Genomic DNA, 18,620 nt, shown 5'->3' on the forward strand with positions numbered 1-18,620 from the left:
CATGAGACCACACCGGACCGGCCGCTCCCTCCGATGAGCGCCGCGCAGATCACCGTCGCCGGGCTGCACAAGCGGTACGGGGCGACCCGGGCCCTCGACGGCATGTCCTTCACCGTCCGTCCGGGGGTGGTGACCGGCTTCGTGGGGCCCAACGGGGCGGGGAAGTCCACCACGATGCGGGCGATCCTCGGCCTCGTCGCCGTCGACGCGGGCGCCGCGCTCATCGGGGGGAGGCCGTACCGCAGCCTCCGGCGTCCGCTGAGCCACCTCGGTTCCCTGCTGGACGCGGCGGCGCTGCACCCCGGCCGGAGCACTCGCGACCACCTGCTCTGGCTGGCGCATTCCCAGGGCCTGAGCACGCGGCGGGTGGACCAGGTGATCGAGCAGGTCGGCCTGGCCTCGGCGGCCCGGCGCAAGGCCGGCGGCTTCTCGCTCGGCATGCGGCAGCGGCTCGGGATCGCCGCGGCCCTGCTGGGCGACCCGCCGATCATCATGCTCGACGAGCCGTTCAACGGCATGGACCCGGAGGGCATCGTCTGGATACGCGGCTTCCTGCGGTCGTTGGCCGCCGAGGGCCGTGCCGTCCTGGTGTCCAGCCACCTGATGAGCGAGGTGCAGGACACCGCCGACCACCTCGTCGTGGCCGGGCGCGGCAGGACCATCGCCGACGCCGACGTGGCCGACCTCCTCGCGGCCGCGTCCCGTGACCGGGTGGCCGTGCGCACCACGGCCGGGCCGGACGCGATGACCGTGCTCGGGCATGCGGGCGCGGACGTCGCGGTCACCGGCCGGGACGCCCTCACCGTCTCGGGCCTGCCGGCGGATCGCATCGTGGCGTTGCTCAACCAGAGCGCGGTCCCGTTCTCGGAGGTCTCGGCGCACCGCGCCACGCTGGAAGAGGCCTACATGGAGCTCACCCGCGACGCGGTCGAGTTCCGCACCGCGACGCCGCCGGAGGTGCGGCGATGACCTCCACCGTCACGCCGAACCGATCCGGCCGAAGGGCCGGGCGGGACGGCTTCCTCCGCTTGCTGCACGCGGAATGGACCAAGTTCCGGACCGTCCGCAGCTCGGTGATCGGCATGGCGGCCGCGGCGCTGATGCTGGTGCTGTTCGCCGTGCTCACCGGGGCGAGCAGCGATCAGAAGGGCTCACCGCCCGTGCCGATCGGGCCGGGCGGCGAGCCGGTGACCGACAGCTTCTACTTCGTGCACCGGCCGCTGTCCGGAAACGGCGGCATCACCGTCTCCGTCTCCGCGCTCACGAGCAGCATTCCGGACGGCCCGGGGGAGCTGCGGCCCGGCACCGTGCCTTGGGCGAAGGCCGGACTCCTCATCAAGCAGAGCACCCGCCAGGGATCGCCCTACGTGGCGATCATGGTGACCGGCCGCCACGGCGTGCGGATGCAGGCCGACCACGTCCACGACACGGCCGGCCTCCCCGGCCCCGCCTCCGCCGTCCGCCGGCTGCGGCTGGACCGTTCGGGCGACGTGATCACCGGCTATGCCTCCGCGGACGGCACCCACTGGACGAAGGTGGGCACCGTGCACGCGAGGTGGCTCGGACCGACCGCGCAAGGCGGGCTGTTCGTCGCCTCTCCGCCTTACATGGACGGCATGGGGACGCGCGGCAGTGTGTCCACCGCCGCCTTCGGGGATCTTGGCGTCCAGGGGCTCTGGGCCGGTGGCGAATGGACGGGCGACCAGGTGGGAGCCGAATCCCCCACCTTCGCCGGCTACCCGCCGAACACCTCGGGCTCGGTCACGGAAACCGGCGGGACCCTCACGGTGACCGGCGCGGGCGACATGGCACCGGCCGTTCGCGAGACCCTGCCGACCGGCGGCACCCTCGGAGAGATCCTCATCGGCACGTTCGCCGCACTGGTCGTGGTGATCGTCGTAGGGGCGCTGTTCATCACCGCGGAGTACCGCGAGAACCTGATCCGGGTGACCATGGCAGCCGAACCGAGCCGCGGCAGGGTCCTGGTCGCCAAGGCGATCGTGCTAGGAGGCGTCACCTTCGTCGCCGGGCTCGCGGGAGCGGCCGTCGCGGTACCCCTCGGCGAGCGGCTCGCCCACGCCAACGGCGTGTACATCTTTCCGGTGACCGCGTGGACCGAGCTACGGGTGGAGTTGGGGATCGCGGCGCTGCTCGCCATCGCCTCGATCATGGCGCTCTCCCTCGGCGCCGTCCTCCGGCACGGTGCCGGCGCGGTCACCACCGCCATGGCGGTCATCGTGCTGCCTTACATCCTGGTCGCCAACCCGTTCATGCCCGTGAGCGTGTCGAACTGGCTGACCCGGGTGACCCCGGCCGCGGCGTTCGCCTCCCAGCAGACGCTCGTGCCCTATCACCAGGTCTCGAGCCTCTACACGCCGTACAACGGCTACTACCCGCTGGCTCCGTTGGCGGGGATCGCCGTCCTGGCCTGCTACGCGGCGGCAAGCCTGGCCGTTGCCGTCGTTCTTCTCCGTAGGAGGGACGTTTGAGGGCCCTGCACGCGGAGTGGACGAAGATCCGGACCGTCGCCGGCCCCCTGTGGCTGCTGCTCGGCATGATCGCTGTGACGGTCGCCCTGAGCGCCGGAGCGGCCTCGGTGGTGAGATGCGACTCCGCCGGCTGCGGGGGCGACCCGGCGAAGCTGAGCCTCACCGGCGTCCAACTCGGCCAGGCACTGGTCGCCGTCCTCGCCGTACTGGTCGTCGCCGGCGAGTACGGCACAGGAATGATCCGCACCACCCTGACCGCGATGCCACGCCGGGCCGCAGCTCTCGCGGCGAAAGCCGTCACCCTCACCGGCATCGTGGGCGCGGCCGGCACCGTCGCGGTTCTCGGCTCGCTCCTGGCCGGACGACTCATCCTGCCCGGCAACGGCTTCACGCCCGACCACGGCCACCCCGCCCTGTCCCTGGCCGACGGGCCGACGCTACGTGCGGCCGCCGGGTCGATCCTCTACCTGGCCCTGATCGGCCTGCTGAGCCTAGGCATGGCCGCCATCGTGCGGGACTCCGCGACCAGCATCGGAGGCGTCCTAGGCCTGCTCTACCTTCTCCCCGTCCTCTCCCAGGCGATCGGCGACCCGCACTGGGAGCGCCTGCTCCGGCAGATCGGGCCGATGAGCGCCGGGCTCACCATCCAGGCCACGACAGATCTGCACGACCAGCCCCTCGGTCCCTGGGCCGGTCTCGGCGTAACCGCCGCATGGGCCACCGCCGCACTCGTGACCGGCGGCGCCCTACTACGCACACGCGACGCGTAGAGCCCTGATGGGTCGTGACCATGCGGACGATCTCGTCCACGCGTTCCGGGTGGAATGATCTGAAAGTGGGTCGATCCGGCCGGGAGGACGCGTGGTCGTCTTTGCATGTGCGGAATGCGGGGCCGCGTTGACCGTGCCGGTGTCGCGGGTCGCGCTCCCTGTCCACGCTCGCCAGACGTATGGCCATCGACTGCTTCCCGCGCTCATGGAGCCCGGGACGTACGCGGTGGATCCAGAGCATTTCGGACCGCCGTCGCGGCCGTGGGCCGAGGTCAGCCCCGAAGAGGCGGAGGCTCGGGGCATCTACGCGCCGGTGTACGGCCTGGCCGATGGGCCGCCGGGAACGATCCTGGTGGCACCGGGCGATGTCCGCGGCACCAGGCTGATCCCAGAGCGGTGCGATGGCTACTGCATGGGGTTGGACGGCAGGGGCGGCCCGAACCTGGCGTGCGTCCAGTGCGGGCAGGCGGTCGCGACCCGGATCGACGACTGCTCGCTGTGGCAGACGGTTCGGCTGGACCCGCGGGCCGTGCGCCGTCTCGCCGACGACGCCCCCGCCCCGCGTGTGATCCGCTGGGACGAGCTCCGCGAGGAACGGCCGGGGACACCGCCGACCGAACCGCCCGGCATGTGGAGCCCGCTGTGGGCGGCGGCCGCGGCGGACGCACTGGCCCGCGTGCTGGCGGTGTCGGCCGGCGTGCACGTCACCGTCCCTGACGGCCTCGTCGCCGAGGTGTTCCGCCGCCCCCTGGACGCCCTGCTGCCTCCGGGCCCACCGGCGAAGACCCTGGCCCTCGCCGGACCGGGCCTGCCCGCCACCACCGCGGAGATCGCCTTGGTCCCCCAACACCCGCAGACCGACGACACATGGAAGCCGTCCGGTACCGCAGCCCCAGTGCCACTGGCCGCCAACGTGTGGACGTACTTGGCCTTCTGCCAACCCCCCAGCCCCGCCCCCAGAGCGGGCGGGATCCCCGCCGACGATGCCCGCCTGGACGACCTACCCCCACTGCTACCGAACGGCCCATTCCGCCCCAGCGGAGACGTGTTCCTCAACACGCTGGCGCGCCTGAGCGACGTCCGCCAACCCTGGCTACGCGCCATCTACGAGGCCGTCAAAACCCGCCCCTACAGCCCACCCTTCTAAACCCCCACACCCACCGCAGGTATGGATCAGTCCTTCGAGGCGGGGGCGAGCAACTCCAAGTGAGAACACCGGGGACAGCGGAGCGCGACAACATGCCACACCCTTCTGTTCTTGAGTTTCGCGTGACCAGCCCAGTTGCGTTCAACAGGCCCTTCGACCCACCGGGTGTCACCGGACGCACTGTCTCCGGAGTCGAGCAGGTACCCCTGCTCCAGGCCGTTCGCCCCGCAACGCAGACAGTTGAGATCGTCTTCCATCGTGGGATGGTAATGGCTGAGATCGAGCAAGGCCCAGGGACCTGGCGCCAGAGCCACCCCGCTCCCGGCCAGAACGGCCCGACGGACAAGGCAGGAAGCGCCCCCACCGCAACCAGGAGGGCTGTAGGGGCGCAGCCCCACAAACGGCCACTTGCTCAAGGACCGCAACCGACAGGGGGTGTAGGGGCGGAGCCCCACAAACAACAGCCCCGCGCAAACGGCCACATGACCAAGGACCGCAACCGGCAGGGGGCGTGGGGGCGGAGCCCCCACATCGGGGGTCCGGGGGTCGCCCCCCGGGCAAACACGACGAAGGAGTGGCGGGGAAGAAGCCCAAAGGGCTTCGACCACACCACTCCCAACTCCGAGTGGGCCTAGGAGGACTTGAACCTCCGGCCTCATCCTTATCAGGGATGCGCTCTAACCGACTGAGCTATAGGCCCGGAATGTGCCGCCGCCCTGGCGGCGCAACGAGAGGTTACCCCATCTGGGCTGGCAACCGGAAATCGATTGCCGGGCGGCGGCGGGTGGGGCTACTCGGCCTCCTTGAGGGTGACCTCGACGCCGCCCACGAGGTCGGCGGCGAGGTTGTAGATGACGGAGCCGACCGTGGAGAGGGCGGTGATGAGGAGGACGTTCAGGGCGCCGACGAGGACGGTGTAGCCGAAGACGCGGACGAAGGAGAACCAGCTTCCGGCGTCGACGCCTCCGGTGGTCTCGCCCTGCTCCTTGGTGAGGCTGTTGACGGTGTCGCTGATCGCGTCGAAGACGCCGAGCCCGGACAGGATCACGTACAGGACGATGACGGCGACCAGCAGGACGACGAAGCAGACCAGCGACATGACGAAGCTGAACTTCATCACCGACCAGGGTTCGAGCCTGGCGAGCTGGAGCTGGGCCTTGCGGGCGGGCTTGCCCGGCACGGGCTTGTTGGAGGCGCCCGCGGGGGCCACCGAGGTGGACGCGGACGGCCGGTCCTTGAGGACGGTGCCGGCGAAGCCGCGGCCGCCCGAGCCGGACGATCCCGACGTGGAGTTGCCGGACGGTCCGCCCGACGATTTGAACGCCGTGCCGGGCTTGTCCGTACGTCCTGTCGAGACCGAACCGGACGGCTCGGCGGGTTTGGCCCAGCCCGCCGGGCCGGCGCCTCCCGCGGAACCGGCCGGAGTGCTCTCCCCGGCGGCCGGCGGCGCGGGCTTGGGGGGCTTGGGCGGCTCGGCGGTGTCCTTCACCGGGGCGATCTCGGGCGCGCCAGCCGCCTTGGCGGGCGCGTCGTCGATCTGGGCGAGGTCGGACCGCGTCTCGTCCGCGCCCTTGCCGGTGGGGTCCGTCGCGCCGGTGTCGATGTCGACGGTCGTCTCGTCGCGCCCGGCCTTGGCGGACGCGGCCGACACCGTCTTGCCCGGCTTCGCACCGGACTTGCCGGTGGGCTTGGCAGGGCCGGACTTGGCGCCGGGTTTCCGGTCGTCGCCCTCACCGGCGCCGGCGGTGCCGGACCCGTCGTTGTCCTGGCCGGGCTCGGTGCTCACGTGTCCTCCTGGCCTAGCGGCTCGGTGACGATGCAGGATACGTCACTCACCGTCGCCCCCTTCGGCTTCGTCAGAGTCCTCCATGGACTCTACGTTCCTCGCGATGGCCACCACGCTGTCCCCGTCGGCGAGGTTCATCAGGCGGACGCCCATGGTCTGCCTGCCGGACTGCTTGATCTCGGCGGCGGTGGTACGGATGACGCCGCCGTTCGACGTCATCGCGAACACCTCGTCGTCCGGGCCGACCATCAGGGCCCCTACCAACATTCCGCGAGATTCCACGATCTTAGCGGTGAGAACGCCCTTACCCCCACGCCCCTGGAGCGGGTATTGGTCCACCGGAGTGCGCTTGGCGTAGCCGCCACGGGTGGCCACTAGGACGTCCTGCGAGGTGTCCTGCACGACGAGCATGTTGAGGACCTCCTGGTCCTCTTCGAAACGCATGCCGATGACGCCGGAGGTGGCGCGCCCCATGGGCCGCAGCGACTCGTCGTCGGCGCGGAACCGGATCGCCTGGGCGCCGGTGGAGACCATCAGCAGGTTGTCGTCGGACGACACGAGCCGCGCCGCGATCACCTCGTCGTCGTCGACGAGGTTGATGGCGATGATGCCGCCGGTGCGGGGCGAGTCGAAGTCGCGCAGCGCGGTCTTCTTCACGCGGCCCTTCTTCGTGCCGAGCACGAGGTAGGGGGCGACGTCGTAGTCGCGCAGGTCCATCACCTGGGCGATGTGCTCGTCGGGCTGGAAGGCGAGCAGGTTCGCGACGTGCTGGCCGCGCGAGTCGCGGCCGGAGTCGGGCAGCTCGTAGGCCTTGGCCCGGTAGACGCGGCCCTTGTTGGTGAAGAACAGGATCCAGTGGTGCGTCGTGGTGACGAAGAACTGGTCGACGATGTCGTCCTGCTTCAGCTGCGCGCCGCGGACGCCCTTGCCGCCGCGCCGCTGCGCGCGGTAGAGGTCGGTGCGCGTGCGCTTGGCGTAGCCGCCGCGGGTGATGGTGACGACGACGTCCTCTTCGGCGATGAGGTCCTCGTACGACACGTCCCCGTCGAACGGAATGATCTGGGTGCGCCGCTCGTCGCCGAACTTCTCGACGATCGGGGCGAGCTCGTCGGCGACGATCTGGCGCTGCCGCTCGGGGGAGGCGAGGATCTCGTTGTAGTCGGCGATCTCCGCCATGAGCTTGTCGTACTCGTCGGTGATCTGCTGGCGCTCCAGGGCGGCGAGCTTGCGCAGCTGCATGTCCAGGATGGCCTGCGCCTGGATCTCGTCGATCTCCAGCAGGTTCATCAGGCCCTGCTGCGCCTCCGAGGCGGACGGCGAGCGCCGGATCAGGGCGATGACCTCGTCGATGCGGTCGAGGGCCTTGAGCAGGGCGCGCAGGATGTGGGCGCGCTCCTCGGCCTTGCGGAGCAGGAACCGGGTGCGGCGGACGATGACGTCGATCTGGTGCGCGACCCAGTGCCGGACGAACTGGTCGATGCGCAGGGTGCGCGGCACGCCGTCGACCAGCGCGAGCATGTTCGCGCCGAACGTCTCCTGCAGCTGCGTGTGCTTGTACAGGTTGTTCAGGACGACCTTGGCGACGGCGTCCCGCTTGAGGACGATCACCAGGCGCTGCCCGGTCCGGCCGGAGGTCTCGTCGCGGACGTCGGCGATGCCGTCGAGCTTGCCGTCCTTCACCCCGTCGGCGATCTTGAGGGCGAGGTTGTCCGGGTTGACCTGGTAGGGGAGCTCGGTGACGACGAGGCAGGTGCGGCCCTGGATCTCCTCGACCTCGACGACGGCCCGCATGGTGATGGAGCCGCGGCCGGTGCGGTAGGCGTCCTCGATGCCCTTGCGGCCGACGATGAGCCCGGCGGTCGGGAAGTCGGGGCCCTTGACCCGCTCGATCAGCGCCTCGAGCAGCTCCTCGTCGGACGCGCCGTAGTTGTCCAGGTACCAGCGGACGCCGTCGGCGACCTCGCGCAGGTTGTGCGGCGGGATGTTCGTCGCCATCCCGACCGCGATGCCGGCGGACCCGTTGACCAGCAGGTTCGGGTACCGGGACGGCAGGACGTCGGGCTCCTGCGAGCGGCCGTCGTAGTTCGGGGAGAAGTCGACGGTCTCCTTGTCGATGTCGCGCAGGAGCTCCATCGCCAGGGGCGCCATGCGGCACTCGGTGTACCGCATGGCCGCGGCGGGGTCGTTGCCGCGCGAGCCGAAGTTGCCGTTGCCGTCGACCAGCGGGTACCGCATCGACCACGGCTGGGCGAGCCGGACGAGCGCGTCGTAGATGGCCGAGTCGCCGTGCGGGTGGTAGTTCCCCATGACGTCGCCGACGACGCGGGCGCACTTGAAGTAGCCGCGGTCGGGCCGGTAGCCGCCGTCGTACATCGCGTACAGGACGCGGCGGTGGACGGGTTTGAGGCCGTCGCGCACCTCGGGCAGCGCGCGCGCGACGATGACCGACATCGCGTAGTCGAGATAGCTCTTCTGCATCTCGACCTGGATGTCGACCGGTTCGATCCGCTCGCCCGGGTGTCCACCCTCTGTGGTCACGTCCGTCACTCTCAAGACCTCTTCTGCTCGGTGGGAAGGAAGTACGTCCGCCTCTGGGAGTCAGGCCGGGCCGCCGGCCTTGGCGCGTACCTCAGATGTCGAGGAAGCGCACGTCCTTGGCGTTGCGCTGGATGAACTCCCGGCGGGGCTCGACCTCCTCGCCCATGAGCACGCTGAACAGCTCGTCGGCCTGGGCGGCGTCGTCCAGCTGCACCTGCAGGAGGACCCGGTTGTCGGGGTCCATGGTGGTGTCCCACAGCTCGTTGGCGTTCATCTCGCCGAGGCCCTTGAACCGCTGCACCTGGTCGCGCGGGCGGGGGTCGCGCTTGCCCGCGGCGATCCCGGCCTCGATGATCGCGTCGCGCTCGGAGTCGGAGAAGGCGTAGTCGGCCTCGTTGCCCCGCGCGTCCCACTTGATCTTGTAGAGCGGCGGCTGCGACAGGTACACGTGGCCGGCCTCGATCAGCGGCTTCATGAACCGGAACAGCAGCGTCATCAGCAGCGTGTTGATGTGGTGGCCGTCCACGTCGGCGTCCGACATCAGGATGACCTTGTGGTAGCGCAGCTTGGTGATGTCGAACTCGTCGTGCACCCCGGTGCCGAGGGCGGTGATGATCGCCTGCACCTCGTTGTTCTTCAGGATCTTGTCGATCCTGGCCTTCTCCACGTTGAGGATCTTGCCGCGGATCGGGAGGATGGCCTGGAAGTGCGGGTTGCGGCCGCCCTTGGCCGAGCCGCCCGCCGAGTCGCCCTCGACGATGTAGAGCTCGGACTTGGCCGGGTCGGTGGACTGGCAGTCCGACAGCTTGCCGGGCAGGGACGTCGACTCCAGCAGGCTCTTGCGCCGGGTCAGGTCGCGCGCCTGCCGCGCCGCGACCCGCGCGCGCGCCGCCTGCGAGGCCTTGTTGATGATCTCCTTGGCCTCGCCCGGGTTCTCCTCGAACCAGTCGCGCAGGTAGACGTTGCAGGCCCGCTGCACGAACGACTTGGCCTCGGTGTTGCCGAGCTTGGTCTTGGTCTGCCCCTCGAACTGGGGGTCGGCCAGCTTGATCGAGATGATCGCGGTGAGGCCCTCGCGGACGTCCTCGCCGGTCAGGTTGTCGTCCTTGTCGCGGAGCAGGCCCTTGTCGCGGGCGTACCGGTTGACGATCGTGGTGAGCGCCGCGCGGAAGCCCTCCTCGTGGGTGCCGCCCTCCGCCGTGTTGATCGTGTTGGCGAAGGTGTGCACCGACTCGGAGTAGGACGAGTTCCACTGCATGGCGATCTCGACCGACATGCCGGTGGTGTCGTCGCTGAAGTAGACGACCGACTCGTGCGCGGCGTCCTTGCGCGCGTTGATGTAGCGGACGAAGTCCTCGATGCCGCCCTCGTAGTGGTACCGGACGACGTGCGGCTCACCGTTGACGTGGTCGGGGCGCTCGTCCCGCAGCGTGATGGACAGGCCGCGGTTGAGGAACGCCATCTCCTGCATGCGGCGGGAGAGGGTCTCGAAGTTCCACTCGGTGGTCTCGAAGATCTCCGGGTCGGGCCAGAACGTGATGAGGGTCCCGGTCTCGTCGGTCTCCTCACCCTTCTGGAGCTCGATCTCGGGCCCCTGCCACGTGTAGGACTGGCGCCACACGTGGCCGTCGGTGCGGACCTCCGCCTCCATCCGGGTGGACAGCGCGTTCACCACGGCCGAGCCGACACCGTGCAGGCCGCCCGAGACGGCGTAGGACTTGCCGTCGAACTTGCCGCCCGCGTGCAGCGTGGTCAGCACCAGCTCGATGGCGGGGCGCTTCTCCACAGGGTGCATGCCGACCGGGATGCCGCGGCCGTTGTCGAGGACGCTGACGCCGCCGTCGGCCATGAGCGTGACCACGATGTCGTCGGCATAGCCGGCCAAGGCCTCGTCGACGGCGTTGTCCACGATCTCGTAGACGAGGTGGTGCAGGCCGCGCTCACCGGTCGAGCCGATGTACATGCCCGGGCGCTTGCGAACCGCCTCAAGCCCTTCAAGGACAGTGATCGAACTAGCGTCGTACGCCAAAGGAGATCCTCCTGCCGGGGATGTCTGCCGCTCCGCGCCCGAGGGAGGCGCGGTGTGCCCCGTAACACACACGAGGGCACCCGGTCGTGCTCTGTTCGCGTTGGTCAGAGCCCCGGGCACCCCATGGCGGCGCAGCATCCTGAACCCGCATTCATTCTACCGGGTGACGCGGTGAAAAGTGGCACTCACGAGCGCTGTGTGCGCGTGTGGCGGCCGAGCGGCCCCGGAGACACATCCCCCCATTGGGCTAGGGGGGTTCTCTGGCCTACGTGGCGCTCGCCGCTGAACTGAACGTCCTCTCACCGAACAGATGTTCCCACCCGCCACTGACACTCGGTGAGGCCCGGGGTCACGGGCTCAGCGCGCGCGCCACGCGCCCGTCCGGCGCGGCCCGGACGAGGGCCCCACCACCTTGACCCGGCGGACGGTCCCGTGCCCGAGCTCCTCGTTCAGCCGCCGCACCAGCGTGGACGACAGCAGGCGGAGCTGCGTGGCCCAGGTCGTCGAGTCGGCGGCGACGGTGAGCTCGCCGTCCTCGAAGTGGTCCGGCCGGGTGTGCTCGGCCAGTTCGGCGCCGACGATGCCGGCCCAGTTGCCGAACACGCCGCCGACCGCCGCGCGCTGCTCCCAGCCGCGGGTCGCCAGCAGCTCCCGGATCGCCGCCCCGAACAGCTTGGGGTCGCCGCCCCGCCCGGGGTCCCGCACGCGCCCGACCCGGCCGGTGCCCTTGCGCTTGCCCCCCTGCCCGGGGAGGGTGCCGCGCTTGAGGGCGTCCGCCTTCGCCTGGGCGAGCGCCTCGCGAGCCAGCTCGATCCCCGACTTGGCGGGAGGCGTCCCGGCTTCGTCTGACTTGTGCACATCCTGTGGATCACTCACGCGCTCGCCCCCTTGGAGTCACGCACGACCTCGCCGTCGGAGACGGTATACGAGCCGCCCGTCAGTTCGGCGGGGACGTCGGCGGGGACGGCCGCCGTGATCAGGACCTGCTCGGCCGGCGCGACCATCTCGGCCAGCCGGCTGCGCCGCCCGGTGTCCAGCTCGGCGAACACGTCGTCCAGGATGAGGACGGGGTCGTCGCCGTCCGCGCGGAGCAGGTCGAACGCGGCCAGCCGCAGCCCGAGCGCGAACGACCACGACTCGCCGTGGCTGGCGTAGCCGCGCGCCGGGAGCTCCCCCAGGCGCAGGACCAGCTCGTCGCGGTGCGGGCCGACGAGGCTCACGCCGCGCTCCAGCTCCTGCTTGCGCGACTCGGCCACCGCCTTGAGGATCTGCTCGGCCAGTTGTCCACGGTCTGTGGACAACTCCGCGTCTCCCAGGGAGCTCCTGTAGATCAGATCGGCCCCGCCGCTGTGCGGAGCGAGCGCCGCATAGGCCCGCGCCGCGAGCGGACGCAGCGCCTCGACGAGGTCGAGCCTCCCCGCCAGGAGCTCCGCCCCCGTGCGCGCCAGGTGCGAATCCCACACGTCCAGGGTTGCGAGCACCTCCGGACCGGGTGAGCGCCTATGCGCGGCCGCCGATTTCAACAGGGCGTTGCGCTGCTTGAGGACGCGGTCATAGTCGGACCGCACGCCCGCGAACCGCGGGGCCCGCGCGGTCAGCAACTCGTCCATGAACCGGCGCCGCTCCCCCGGGTCGCCCTTCACGAGCGAGAGGTCCTCCGGGGCGAACAGCACCGTCCGCAGCATCCCCAGGATCTCGCGCGGCCTGGGGACGGGGGACCGGTTGAGCCGCGCCCGGTTCGCCTTGCCCGGGTTGATCTCCAGCTCGATCAGCGCCTTGCGGTCGTCCTTCACCACCCCGGCCCGGACGATCGCCCGCGGCGCACCGTGCCGGACGAGCGGCGCGTCCGTCGCGGCCCTGTGGCTCCCGTGCGAGGCGACGTACCCGATGGCCTCGACCAGGTTCGTCTTGCCCTGCCCGTTGGGCCCCACGAACGCGGTGACTCCCGGCTCCAACGCGACCTCGGCGGCCGGATACGAGCGGAAGTCCTGCAACGAAAGGTGGGCGACGTGCACAACACACGAGCGTAGAGCCTCCCCCACACCCCCGGCGCGCCTCCCCGCCTCCAGCTCGCGCACACGCCCCCAGCCTGTGCACACCCCGCCCGCCCAGGGGGCCGACCCCACTCCCAGCCTGGAACACACCGCCGAGAGCCGGGGCCGGAACCCACAACTGTGGATAACTGGGGGTCAGACCGAAGGGGGGTTGACGTCGGCGCCGGGGGAGTCGGCGCCCTTGGCCGTTTCGACGGCGTGGCCGCCGAACTGGTTGCGGAGGGCGGCGACGACGCGCATCGCGGGGGAGTCGTCCTGGCGGGAGGCGAAGCGGGCGAACAGGGACGCCGTGATCGCGGGCAGCGGGACGGCGTGGTCGACGGCGGCCTGGACGGTCCAGCGGCCCTCGCCGGAGTCGTTGGCGTAGCCGCGCAGGTCGTCCAGCTCGGGGTCGTCGGCGAGCGCGCGGTTCAGCAGGTCGAGCAGCCAGGAGCGGATGACCGTGCCCTCCTGCCAGCTCAGGAACGTCTCCGGGACGTTGGTGACGACGTCGCTGGCCTCGATCAGCTCGTAACCCTCGCCGAAGGCCTGCATCATCGCGTACTCGATGCCGTTGTGGACCATCTTCACGAAGTGGCCGGCGCCGATCTTGCCGGAGTGGACGAAGCCGAACTCGCCCTCCGGCTTGAGCGTCTCGAAGATCGGCATCAGCCGCTTCACGTGCTCCTCGTCGCCGCCGACCATGAGCGCGTAGCCGTTCTCCAGCCCCCACACGCCGCCGCTCACACCGCAGTCGACGAACCCGATGCCCTTGGCGGCCAGCTCCTCGCCGTGCTTCCGGTCGTCCACATAGTGTGAATTTCCGCCGTCCACGACGAGGGCGCCCTGCTCCAGGACCTCCCCCAGCTTGTGGACGGTCTCCGCCGTCGGCTTGCCCGCGGGCACCATCACCCACACGGCGCGCGGCGGGGACAGGCGCTCGACCAGTTCCTCGACCGAGCCGACGTCGCTGACGTCCGGGTCGCGGTCGTAGCCGACGACGGTGTGGCCGCCGCGGCGCAGCCGCTCGGCCATGTTGCCGCCCATCTTGCCCAGGCCGATGATCCCAAGCTCCATGAAACGCTCACTCTCCCCTGTGCGTGCCTGCTCTGCCTTCCCGCGGGGGCGCGGCTCCCCCGCGGGACATCCCGGATGCCATGCCCCGGAGCGGAGGTCTTATCCAGACAAACGGACCGGCATGATCAGGTAACGGTAGTTCGGGTTCTCCCCGTCCTGCGGCGGCTTCCCGGTGAGGACGGCCGGCTTGGTCGGAGTGGTGAAGGACAGCCTGGCCACGTCCGAGCCGATCGCGGAGAGCCCGTCGAGGAGGAACGCGGGGTTGAAGGCGATGTCGATGTCCTCGCCCTCCAGGGACGCCTCCAGGGCCTCCACGGCCTGAGCCTCGTCCCCGGTCCCGGCCTCCAGGACGACCTCGCCCTGGCTGAACGAGAGCCGGACGGGGGTGTTGCGTTCCGCCACCAGGGAGACGCGCTTGACGGCCTCGATGAACGAGGCGGTCTGGACCTCGGCGAGGCCCGCGTACTCGCTCGGCAGCAGCGAGCGGTACTTGACGAAGTCGCCGTCCAGCAGCCGGGACGTGGTGCGGCGGCCGCCGCCCTCGAAACCGATCATGCCTTCGCCGGTGCCGCCGGTCCCGCCGAGCGCGATCGACACCTCCGCGCCGGCCGTCAGCGACTTGGCGGTGTCGGCCAGCGTGCGGGCCGGAACGAGCGCGACGGCGGAGAAGTCGGGGCGCTCGGGCTTCCAGTGCAACTCGCGGACGGCGAGGCGGTAGCGGTCCGTGGACGCCAGCGTGACGGTCTCACCCTCGATCTCCACCCGGACGCCGGTCAGCATGGGGATCGTGTCGTCCTTGCCCGCGGCGATCGCGACCTGGGAGACGGCGGCGGCGAACTCGTCGCTGCCCACCGATCCCGCGGCGGGCGGCATCTCCGGCAGCGTCGGGTAGTCCTCCACAGGCATGGTGAGGAGTGTGAACTTCGCGCTGCCGCAGCGGAGCATCACCTTCGCGCCGTCCGTCGTCACCTCCACAGGGTGGGGAGGAAGGCTGCGCGAGATCTCGGCGAGGAGCCGCCCGGACACCAGCGCCGTCCCGGCCTCCTCGACGTCGATGTCCGTGGACACCTGCGCCGAGACCTCGTAGTCGAACGCGGACAGCTTCAGGCGGTCGCCGTTGTCCTCACCCCCGGCCACGATGTGCATGCCCGCGAGGACCGGCACCGGGGGACGGACGGGGAGCGTGCGCGCGGTCCAGGCGACGGCGTCGGCCAGGGCGTCTCTGTCGATGCGGAACTTCAAAGGGACCCGCCTCCTGCAGGTGTCGGACAAGGGTGAGCTGATCTCGTCCGGGCCGGGGCGCTCGCAGCGCGTTGTCCCCAGGCCCTGACTTGAGATGGATCTTTTCTTGGATAGAGAAGTAGAGCAGTACCAGTAATAGGGGCCGTGGATAGTGTGGACAACAGCCGTCCTCGCAGGTGAGAGCGCGTTCCTCTGTCCACCGGCGCTGTGTACGGGGCGTGGACGGCGCGACGGCGCCTGGGGACGGCGATTTCGTCCCCACACGTCGTCCTCATGTCATCCCCCGGTTGTCCACGAGTTCTCCACGGGTCATCCGCGGGTTCGCCGCCCGTTCGCCTGAACTGGGGACGACGGGACGCCTGGCCGCCGGGTCGGTCCCCAAGCCGTCCCCAGCCCGTCCACCGGTTTTCCCCAGAAGGCCGGGCGGCGGTGCACAGCCGGTCCACACCCGTCCACTGTTCATCCTCAGCTTCTCCAACGGTTGCCCACAGGGTTATCCGCGAAAATCCCCAGAGTTTTCCACAAGTTGTGAGGAGCGCGGCCGATTCTCGGAGGACGCGCGCCTTTTGTCGGTTCTTTGCCTTGAACAGGGTGTGGACGGCGCGGCGGCGACCCGTCCACAGGCGTGGCGCCGGTCTGTCCACAGTGTGTACGAAGGAGGGGGCTCAGCGCTTGCGGGCCTGGTGCTTGATGCGGCCCGTCAGCTCGGTGACCTGGTTGTAGATCGCCCGGCGCTCGGCCATCAGCGAGCGGATCTTGCGTTCGGCGTGCATGACCGTGGTGTGGTCGCGCCCCCCGAACTGCTGGCCGATCTTGGGAAGGGACAGGTCGGTCAGCTCCCGGCACAGGTACATCGCGATCTGCCGGGCGGTGACGAGCATCCGCGAGCGGGAGGGGCCGCACAGGTCCTCGATCGTCGTCCCGAAGTACTCGACCGTCTGCGCCATGATCATCGCGGCGGTGATCTCGGGGCCGGAGTCGTTGGGGATGAGGTCCTTCAGCACGATCTCGGCGAGCTTCATGTCGACCGACTGCCGGTTCAGGCTCGCGAACGCCGTGACCCGGATCAGCGCGCCCTCCAGCTCGCGGATGTTCGTCGCGATCTGCGAGGCGATGAACTCCAGCACGTCGGGCGGCGCGGCGAGGCCCTCCTGGCGCGCCTTCTTCTGCAGGATCGCGATCCGGGTCTCCAGTTCGGGCGGCTGGACGTCGGTCGTCAGGCCCCACTCGAACCGGTTGCGGAGCCGGTCCTCCAGCGTGACGAGCTCCTTGGGCGGCCGGTCGCTGGAGATCACGATCTGCTTGCTCGCGTTGTGCAGCGTGTTGAACGTGTGGAAGAACTCCTCCTGCGTCTGCTCCTTGCCCTCAAGGAACTGGATGTCGTCGACGAGGAGGATGTCCACATCCCGGTAGCGGCGGCGGAACCCGTCGGCCTTGCCGTCGCGGATCGAGTTGATGAAGTCGTTCGTGAACTCCTCGGAGCTCACGTAGCGGACGCGCGCCCCGTTGAAGAGGCTCTGCGCGTAGTGGCCGATGGCATGCAGCAGGTGCGTCTTGCCCAGGCCCGAGTCGCCGTAGACGAACAGCGGGTTGTACGCCTTGGCCGGCTGCTCCGCGACGGCGACCGCGGCGGCGTGCGCGAACCTGTTCGACGAGCCGATGACGAACGTCTCGAACGTGTACTTCGGGTTCAGCCGCGCATGCTCGGACGCGCCGGACTGCTGTGCCGGTGCGGGCGCGCGTGGGTCGGACGTGGGGCCACGGGGATCCGAGCCAGGGACCCTGGAGTCGGAGCCCTCCTCGTCCCTGAAGACGCCTTCATTCCGGTAGGGCTGCTCGCCGCCACCGCCCGTGTAGGACTGCTCGCTCCCGGGATAGGGCTGCTCGCCGCTCTGGAAAGTGTCGTCCGAGTGCCCGAGCGGAGCCTCATTCCCAGGGCGCTGGGGTTCGCGGCCCTGCTGCTCTGGGCGACCTCCAGGACGCAGGGGGCCGAGCGTGCGGTCGTTCAGGTGGGAGTGCGGTGGCCGCCCTGGAGGCTCGCCGCCGAAGCCTTCCTGCCCTCCGTAGCTCGGGTAGCCGCGCCCTTCGTACGGCGCCGGGCCGCGGCCGCCGGGGCCCGCACCGTAGGCGGGCGGGCGGGGCGCCGGGGGATACGTTCCACGGTCGTCGTCCTGAGCCTGTGGATAACCTCCGGGCGAACCGGGGTTGTGGGTAACTCCCGACTGCGGCCGGTATCCCTGATCTCCGTACGGCTGCTCCGGATAAGGGCGGTCGGGCCGTTCCGGGTAGGACGACTGGTCCCCGTACGACTGATCCCCGTACGGCTGCTCGGTATAAGGACGGTCGCGGTCGCGCTCGTCGTGCCCCCGCTCCCCGTAGGGCTCCCCGTAAGAAGGAGTGGAGTCGTGCATGCCGAGCCCTGCTCCCGGCCCCGGAAGCGGCGCGGAAAGAGGCTCGCCCGCACCGGGACGGGTACCGCCCGGCGGCTCCGGCTGGACGGTCACCGCGACGCGGATCTCCCTGCCCAGCTCATGGGAAAGGGCCTGCGTGATGAGGTTGCGGAGGCGTGTCTCCAGGGCGTCCTTGGCGAACTCGTTGGGCGCGGCGAGCAGCGCCGTCCCCTCCACGAGCGCAAGCGGGCGGACCATGGGCAGCCATGCGCGGTAACTCGGCGACAGATCGCTCTCGGAGAGCGCGGTGAGGGTGCGGGCCCAGACCGATCCGAGATCCTGACCGTCCATGCGCAAGGTCCCCTCCCCACAACTCCGCCGAACGGAGTACCTGACTGCTCGGCTGTCCCGCGGGATGCCGCACGCCTCGCAGGGCACTGCCGCGACGCGGGAGACTTACTCTCTCACGAGTTGTCCACAGAGTTGTCCACATGCTGTGCATAGGCATGGAGGACCCTGTGTAAAACCCGTGAGGCGGGTTCAGGGGTACGCGGTCGACAAGGGACCGGCCTTGGTGAGGGCCGGTAAGGGGTGGTTCTCGAACGGGGGCTTGAGGGCTGATCGCCGACATCGGATTCGTCGAAGAAGTGTCGGCTCGCCGGGACGACCTTAACCCCTGCCGGGGACGGTCGCAACACGGTCACCACCGATCCCGCCCGTCCTGCGGCGCCGGCTCCGCGGCGTCCACCGGCGGCGGCCTCCGTTTGACCGGCCCCCCGGATACCCCGTAACGTTCTGAGGTCGAGTCGCATCGACGGAGATGCCGCGTGCCCGCCGGCAGCCCCTCAGGAACGCTCGGGTGGGCCCCCGCTGCGGGGGACCGTACGCGGCCCTCGATGCGAGCCTTCGAAGCTTCAAGTCCTCAAGACGAACCGACCGCAGCACTGGAGCCTCAAAGTGAGCAAGCGTACCTTCCAGCCGAACAACCGTCGCCGCCACAAGAAGCACGGCTTCCGGCTGCGCATGCGCACGCGCGCCGGCCGCGCGATCCTGTCGAGCCGGCGTGGCAAGGGCCGCGCCCGCATCGCGGTCTGAGCCACCCCTCACAGTGCTGCCGTC

General features: G+C 70.2%; 12 protein-coding genes, 1 tRNA gene and 1 pseudogene. 5 read left to right on the plus strand and 9 right to left on the minus strand.

The annotated features are described in order from the left end of the window. Nucleotides 1-33 precede the first annotated feature (33 nt). The 4 genes from K4S16_RS31775 to K4S16_RS31790 all read left to right on the plus strand — a co-directional run bounded on the left by K4S16_RS31775 (nucleotide 34) and on the right by K4S16_RS31790 (nucleotide 4,406). A complete protein-coding gene (locus K4S16_RS31775) occupies nucleotides 34-969 on the plus strand; it encodes an ATP-binding cassette domain-containing protein (RefSeq protein WP_149262764.1) in 936 nt (311 codons plus the stop codon). Next, the gene (locus K4S16_RS31780) at nucleotides 966-2,489 is read left to right on the plus strand and encodes an ABC transporter permease subunit (protein WP_149262765.1); all 1,524 of its coding nucleotides are present in this window, start codon (nucleotides 966-968) and stop codon (nucleotides 2,487-2,489) included. The genes K4S16_RS31775 and K4S16_RS31780 overlap by 4 nt, the downstream gene beginning before the upstream one ends. After that, nucleotides 2,486-3,259 carry an ABC transporter permease gene (locus tag K4S16_RS31785; protein WP_149262766.1) on the plus strand — a complete coding sequence of 258 codons (774 nt, stop codon included), beginning with the start codon at nucleotides 2,486-2,488 and terminating at the stop codon, nucleotides 3,257-3,259. The genes K4S16_RS31780 and K4S16_RS31785 overlap by 4 nt, the downstream gene beginning before the upstream one ends. A gap of 226 nt (nucleotides 3,260-3,485) precedes the next feature. After that, on the plus strand, nucleotides 3,486-4,406 hold the full coding sequence (locus K4S16_RS31790) for a hypothetical protein (RefSeq protein ID WP_235037195.1): 921 nt from the start codon (nucleotides 3,486-3,488) through the stop codon (nucleotides 4,404-4,406). Nucleotides 4,407-5,032: 626 nt separating this feature from the next. Here the strand turns inward: K4S16_RS31790 and K4S16_RS31795 are convergent. From K4S16_RS31795 to dnaA, 9 genes and pseudogenes are all read right to left on the minus strand, one after another. Beyond that, nucleotides 5,033-5,106, minus strand: a tRNA-Ile gene (locus tag K4S16_RS31795). Nucleotides 5,107-5,196: 90 nt separating this feature from the next. Beyond that, on the minus strand, nucleotides 5,197-6,192 hold the full coding sequence (locus K4S16_RS45985; protein ID WP_235037196.1) for a DUF3566 domain-containing protein: 996 nt from the start codon (nucleotides 6,190-6,192) through the stop codon (nucleotides 5,197-5,199). A gap of 42 nt (nucleotides 6,193-6,234) precedes the next feature. Continuing rightward, entirely contained in the window at nucleotides 6,235-8,739 is a 2,505-nt protein-coding gene (gyrA, locus tag K4S16_RS31805) for a DNA gyrase subunit A (RefSeq protein WP_149262768.1), read from the minus strand. An 82-nt stretch (nucleotides 8,740-8,821) separates the two neighbouring features. Beyond that, nucleotides 8,822-10,759 (minus strand): DNA topoisomerase (ATP-hydrolyzing) subunit B, encoded by a 1,938-nt coding sequence (gyrB, locus tag K4S16_RS31810; protein WP_149262769.1) that lies wholly within the window; start codon nucleotides 10,757-10,759, stop codon nucleotides 8,822-8,824. A gap of 357 nt (nucleotides 10,760-11,116) precedes the next feature. Continuing rightward, a complete protein-coding gene (locus K4S16_RS31815; protein WP_149262770.1) occupies nucleotides 11,117-11,635 on the minus strand; it encodes a DUF721 domain-containing protein in 519 nt (172 codons plus the stop codon). Further along, nucleotides 11,632-12,774: a DNA replication/repair protein RecF gene (gene recF, locus K4S16_RS31820; protein WP_149262771.1), complete on the minus strand. Its 1,143-nt coding sequence runs from the start codon at nucleotides 12,772-12,774 to the stop codon at nucleotides 11,632-11,634. The genes K4S16_RS31815 and recF overlap by 4 nt, the downstream gene beginning before the upstream one ends. Nucleotides 12,775-12,948: 174 nt before the next feature. Then, nucleotides 12,949-13,890, minus strand: a pseudogene (gene gnd, locus K4S16_RS31825) (phosphogluconate dehydrogenase (NAD(+)-dependent, decarboxylating)); the annotation flags it as partial. Nucleotides 13,891-13,968: 78 nt separating this feature from the next. Further along, entirely contained in the window at nucleotides 13,969-15,111 is a 1,143-nt protein-coding gene (gene dnaN, locus K4S16_RS31830) for a DNA polymerase III subunit beta (RefSeq protein ID WP_149262773.1), read from the minus strand. A gap of 665 nt (nucleotides 15,112-15,776) precedes the next feature. Continuing rightward, nucleotides 15,777-17,852, minus strand: a complete 2,076-nt coding sequence (gene dnaA / locus K4S16_RS31835; protein WP_149262774.1) for a chromosomal replication initiator protein DnaA — start codon at nucleotides 17,850-17,852, stop codon at nucleotides 15,777-15,779. 606 nt (nucleotides 17,853-18,458) lie between these two features. On the opposite strand from dnaA, the gene rpmH reads away from it, so the two are divergent. Then, complete coding sequence (gene rpmH / locus K4S16_RS31840) at nucleotides 18,459-18,596, plus strand: 50S ribosomal protein L34 (RefSeq protein WP_021592695.1); 138 nt, start codon at nucleotides 18,459-18,461, stop codon at nucleotides 18,594-18,596. Nucleotides 18,597-18,620 lie beyond the last annotated feature (24 nt).

The organism is Actinomadura sp. K4S16 (assembly GCF_008327685.1).
GTDB lineage: Bacteria > Actinomycetota > Actinomycetes > Streptosporangiales > Streptosporangiaceae > Spirillospora.

Coding starts and splice junctions, on each gene's coding strand:
- K4S16_RS31775 (WP_149262764.1), top strand. CDS start 34: ATGAGCGCCGCGCAGATCACCGTCGCCGGGCTGCACAAGCGGTACGGG.
- K4S16_RS31780 (WP_149262765.1), top strand. CDS start 966: ATGACCTCCACCGTCACGCCGAACCGATCCGGCCGAAGGGCCGGGCGG.
- dnaA (WP_149262774.1), bottom strand. CDS start 17,852: ATGGACGGTCAGGATCTCGGATCGGTCTGGGCCCGCACCCTCACCGCG.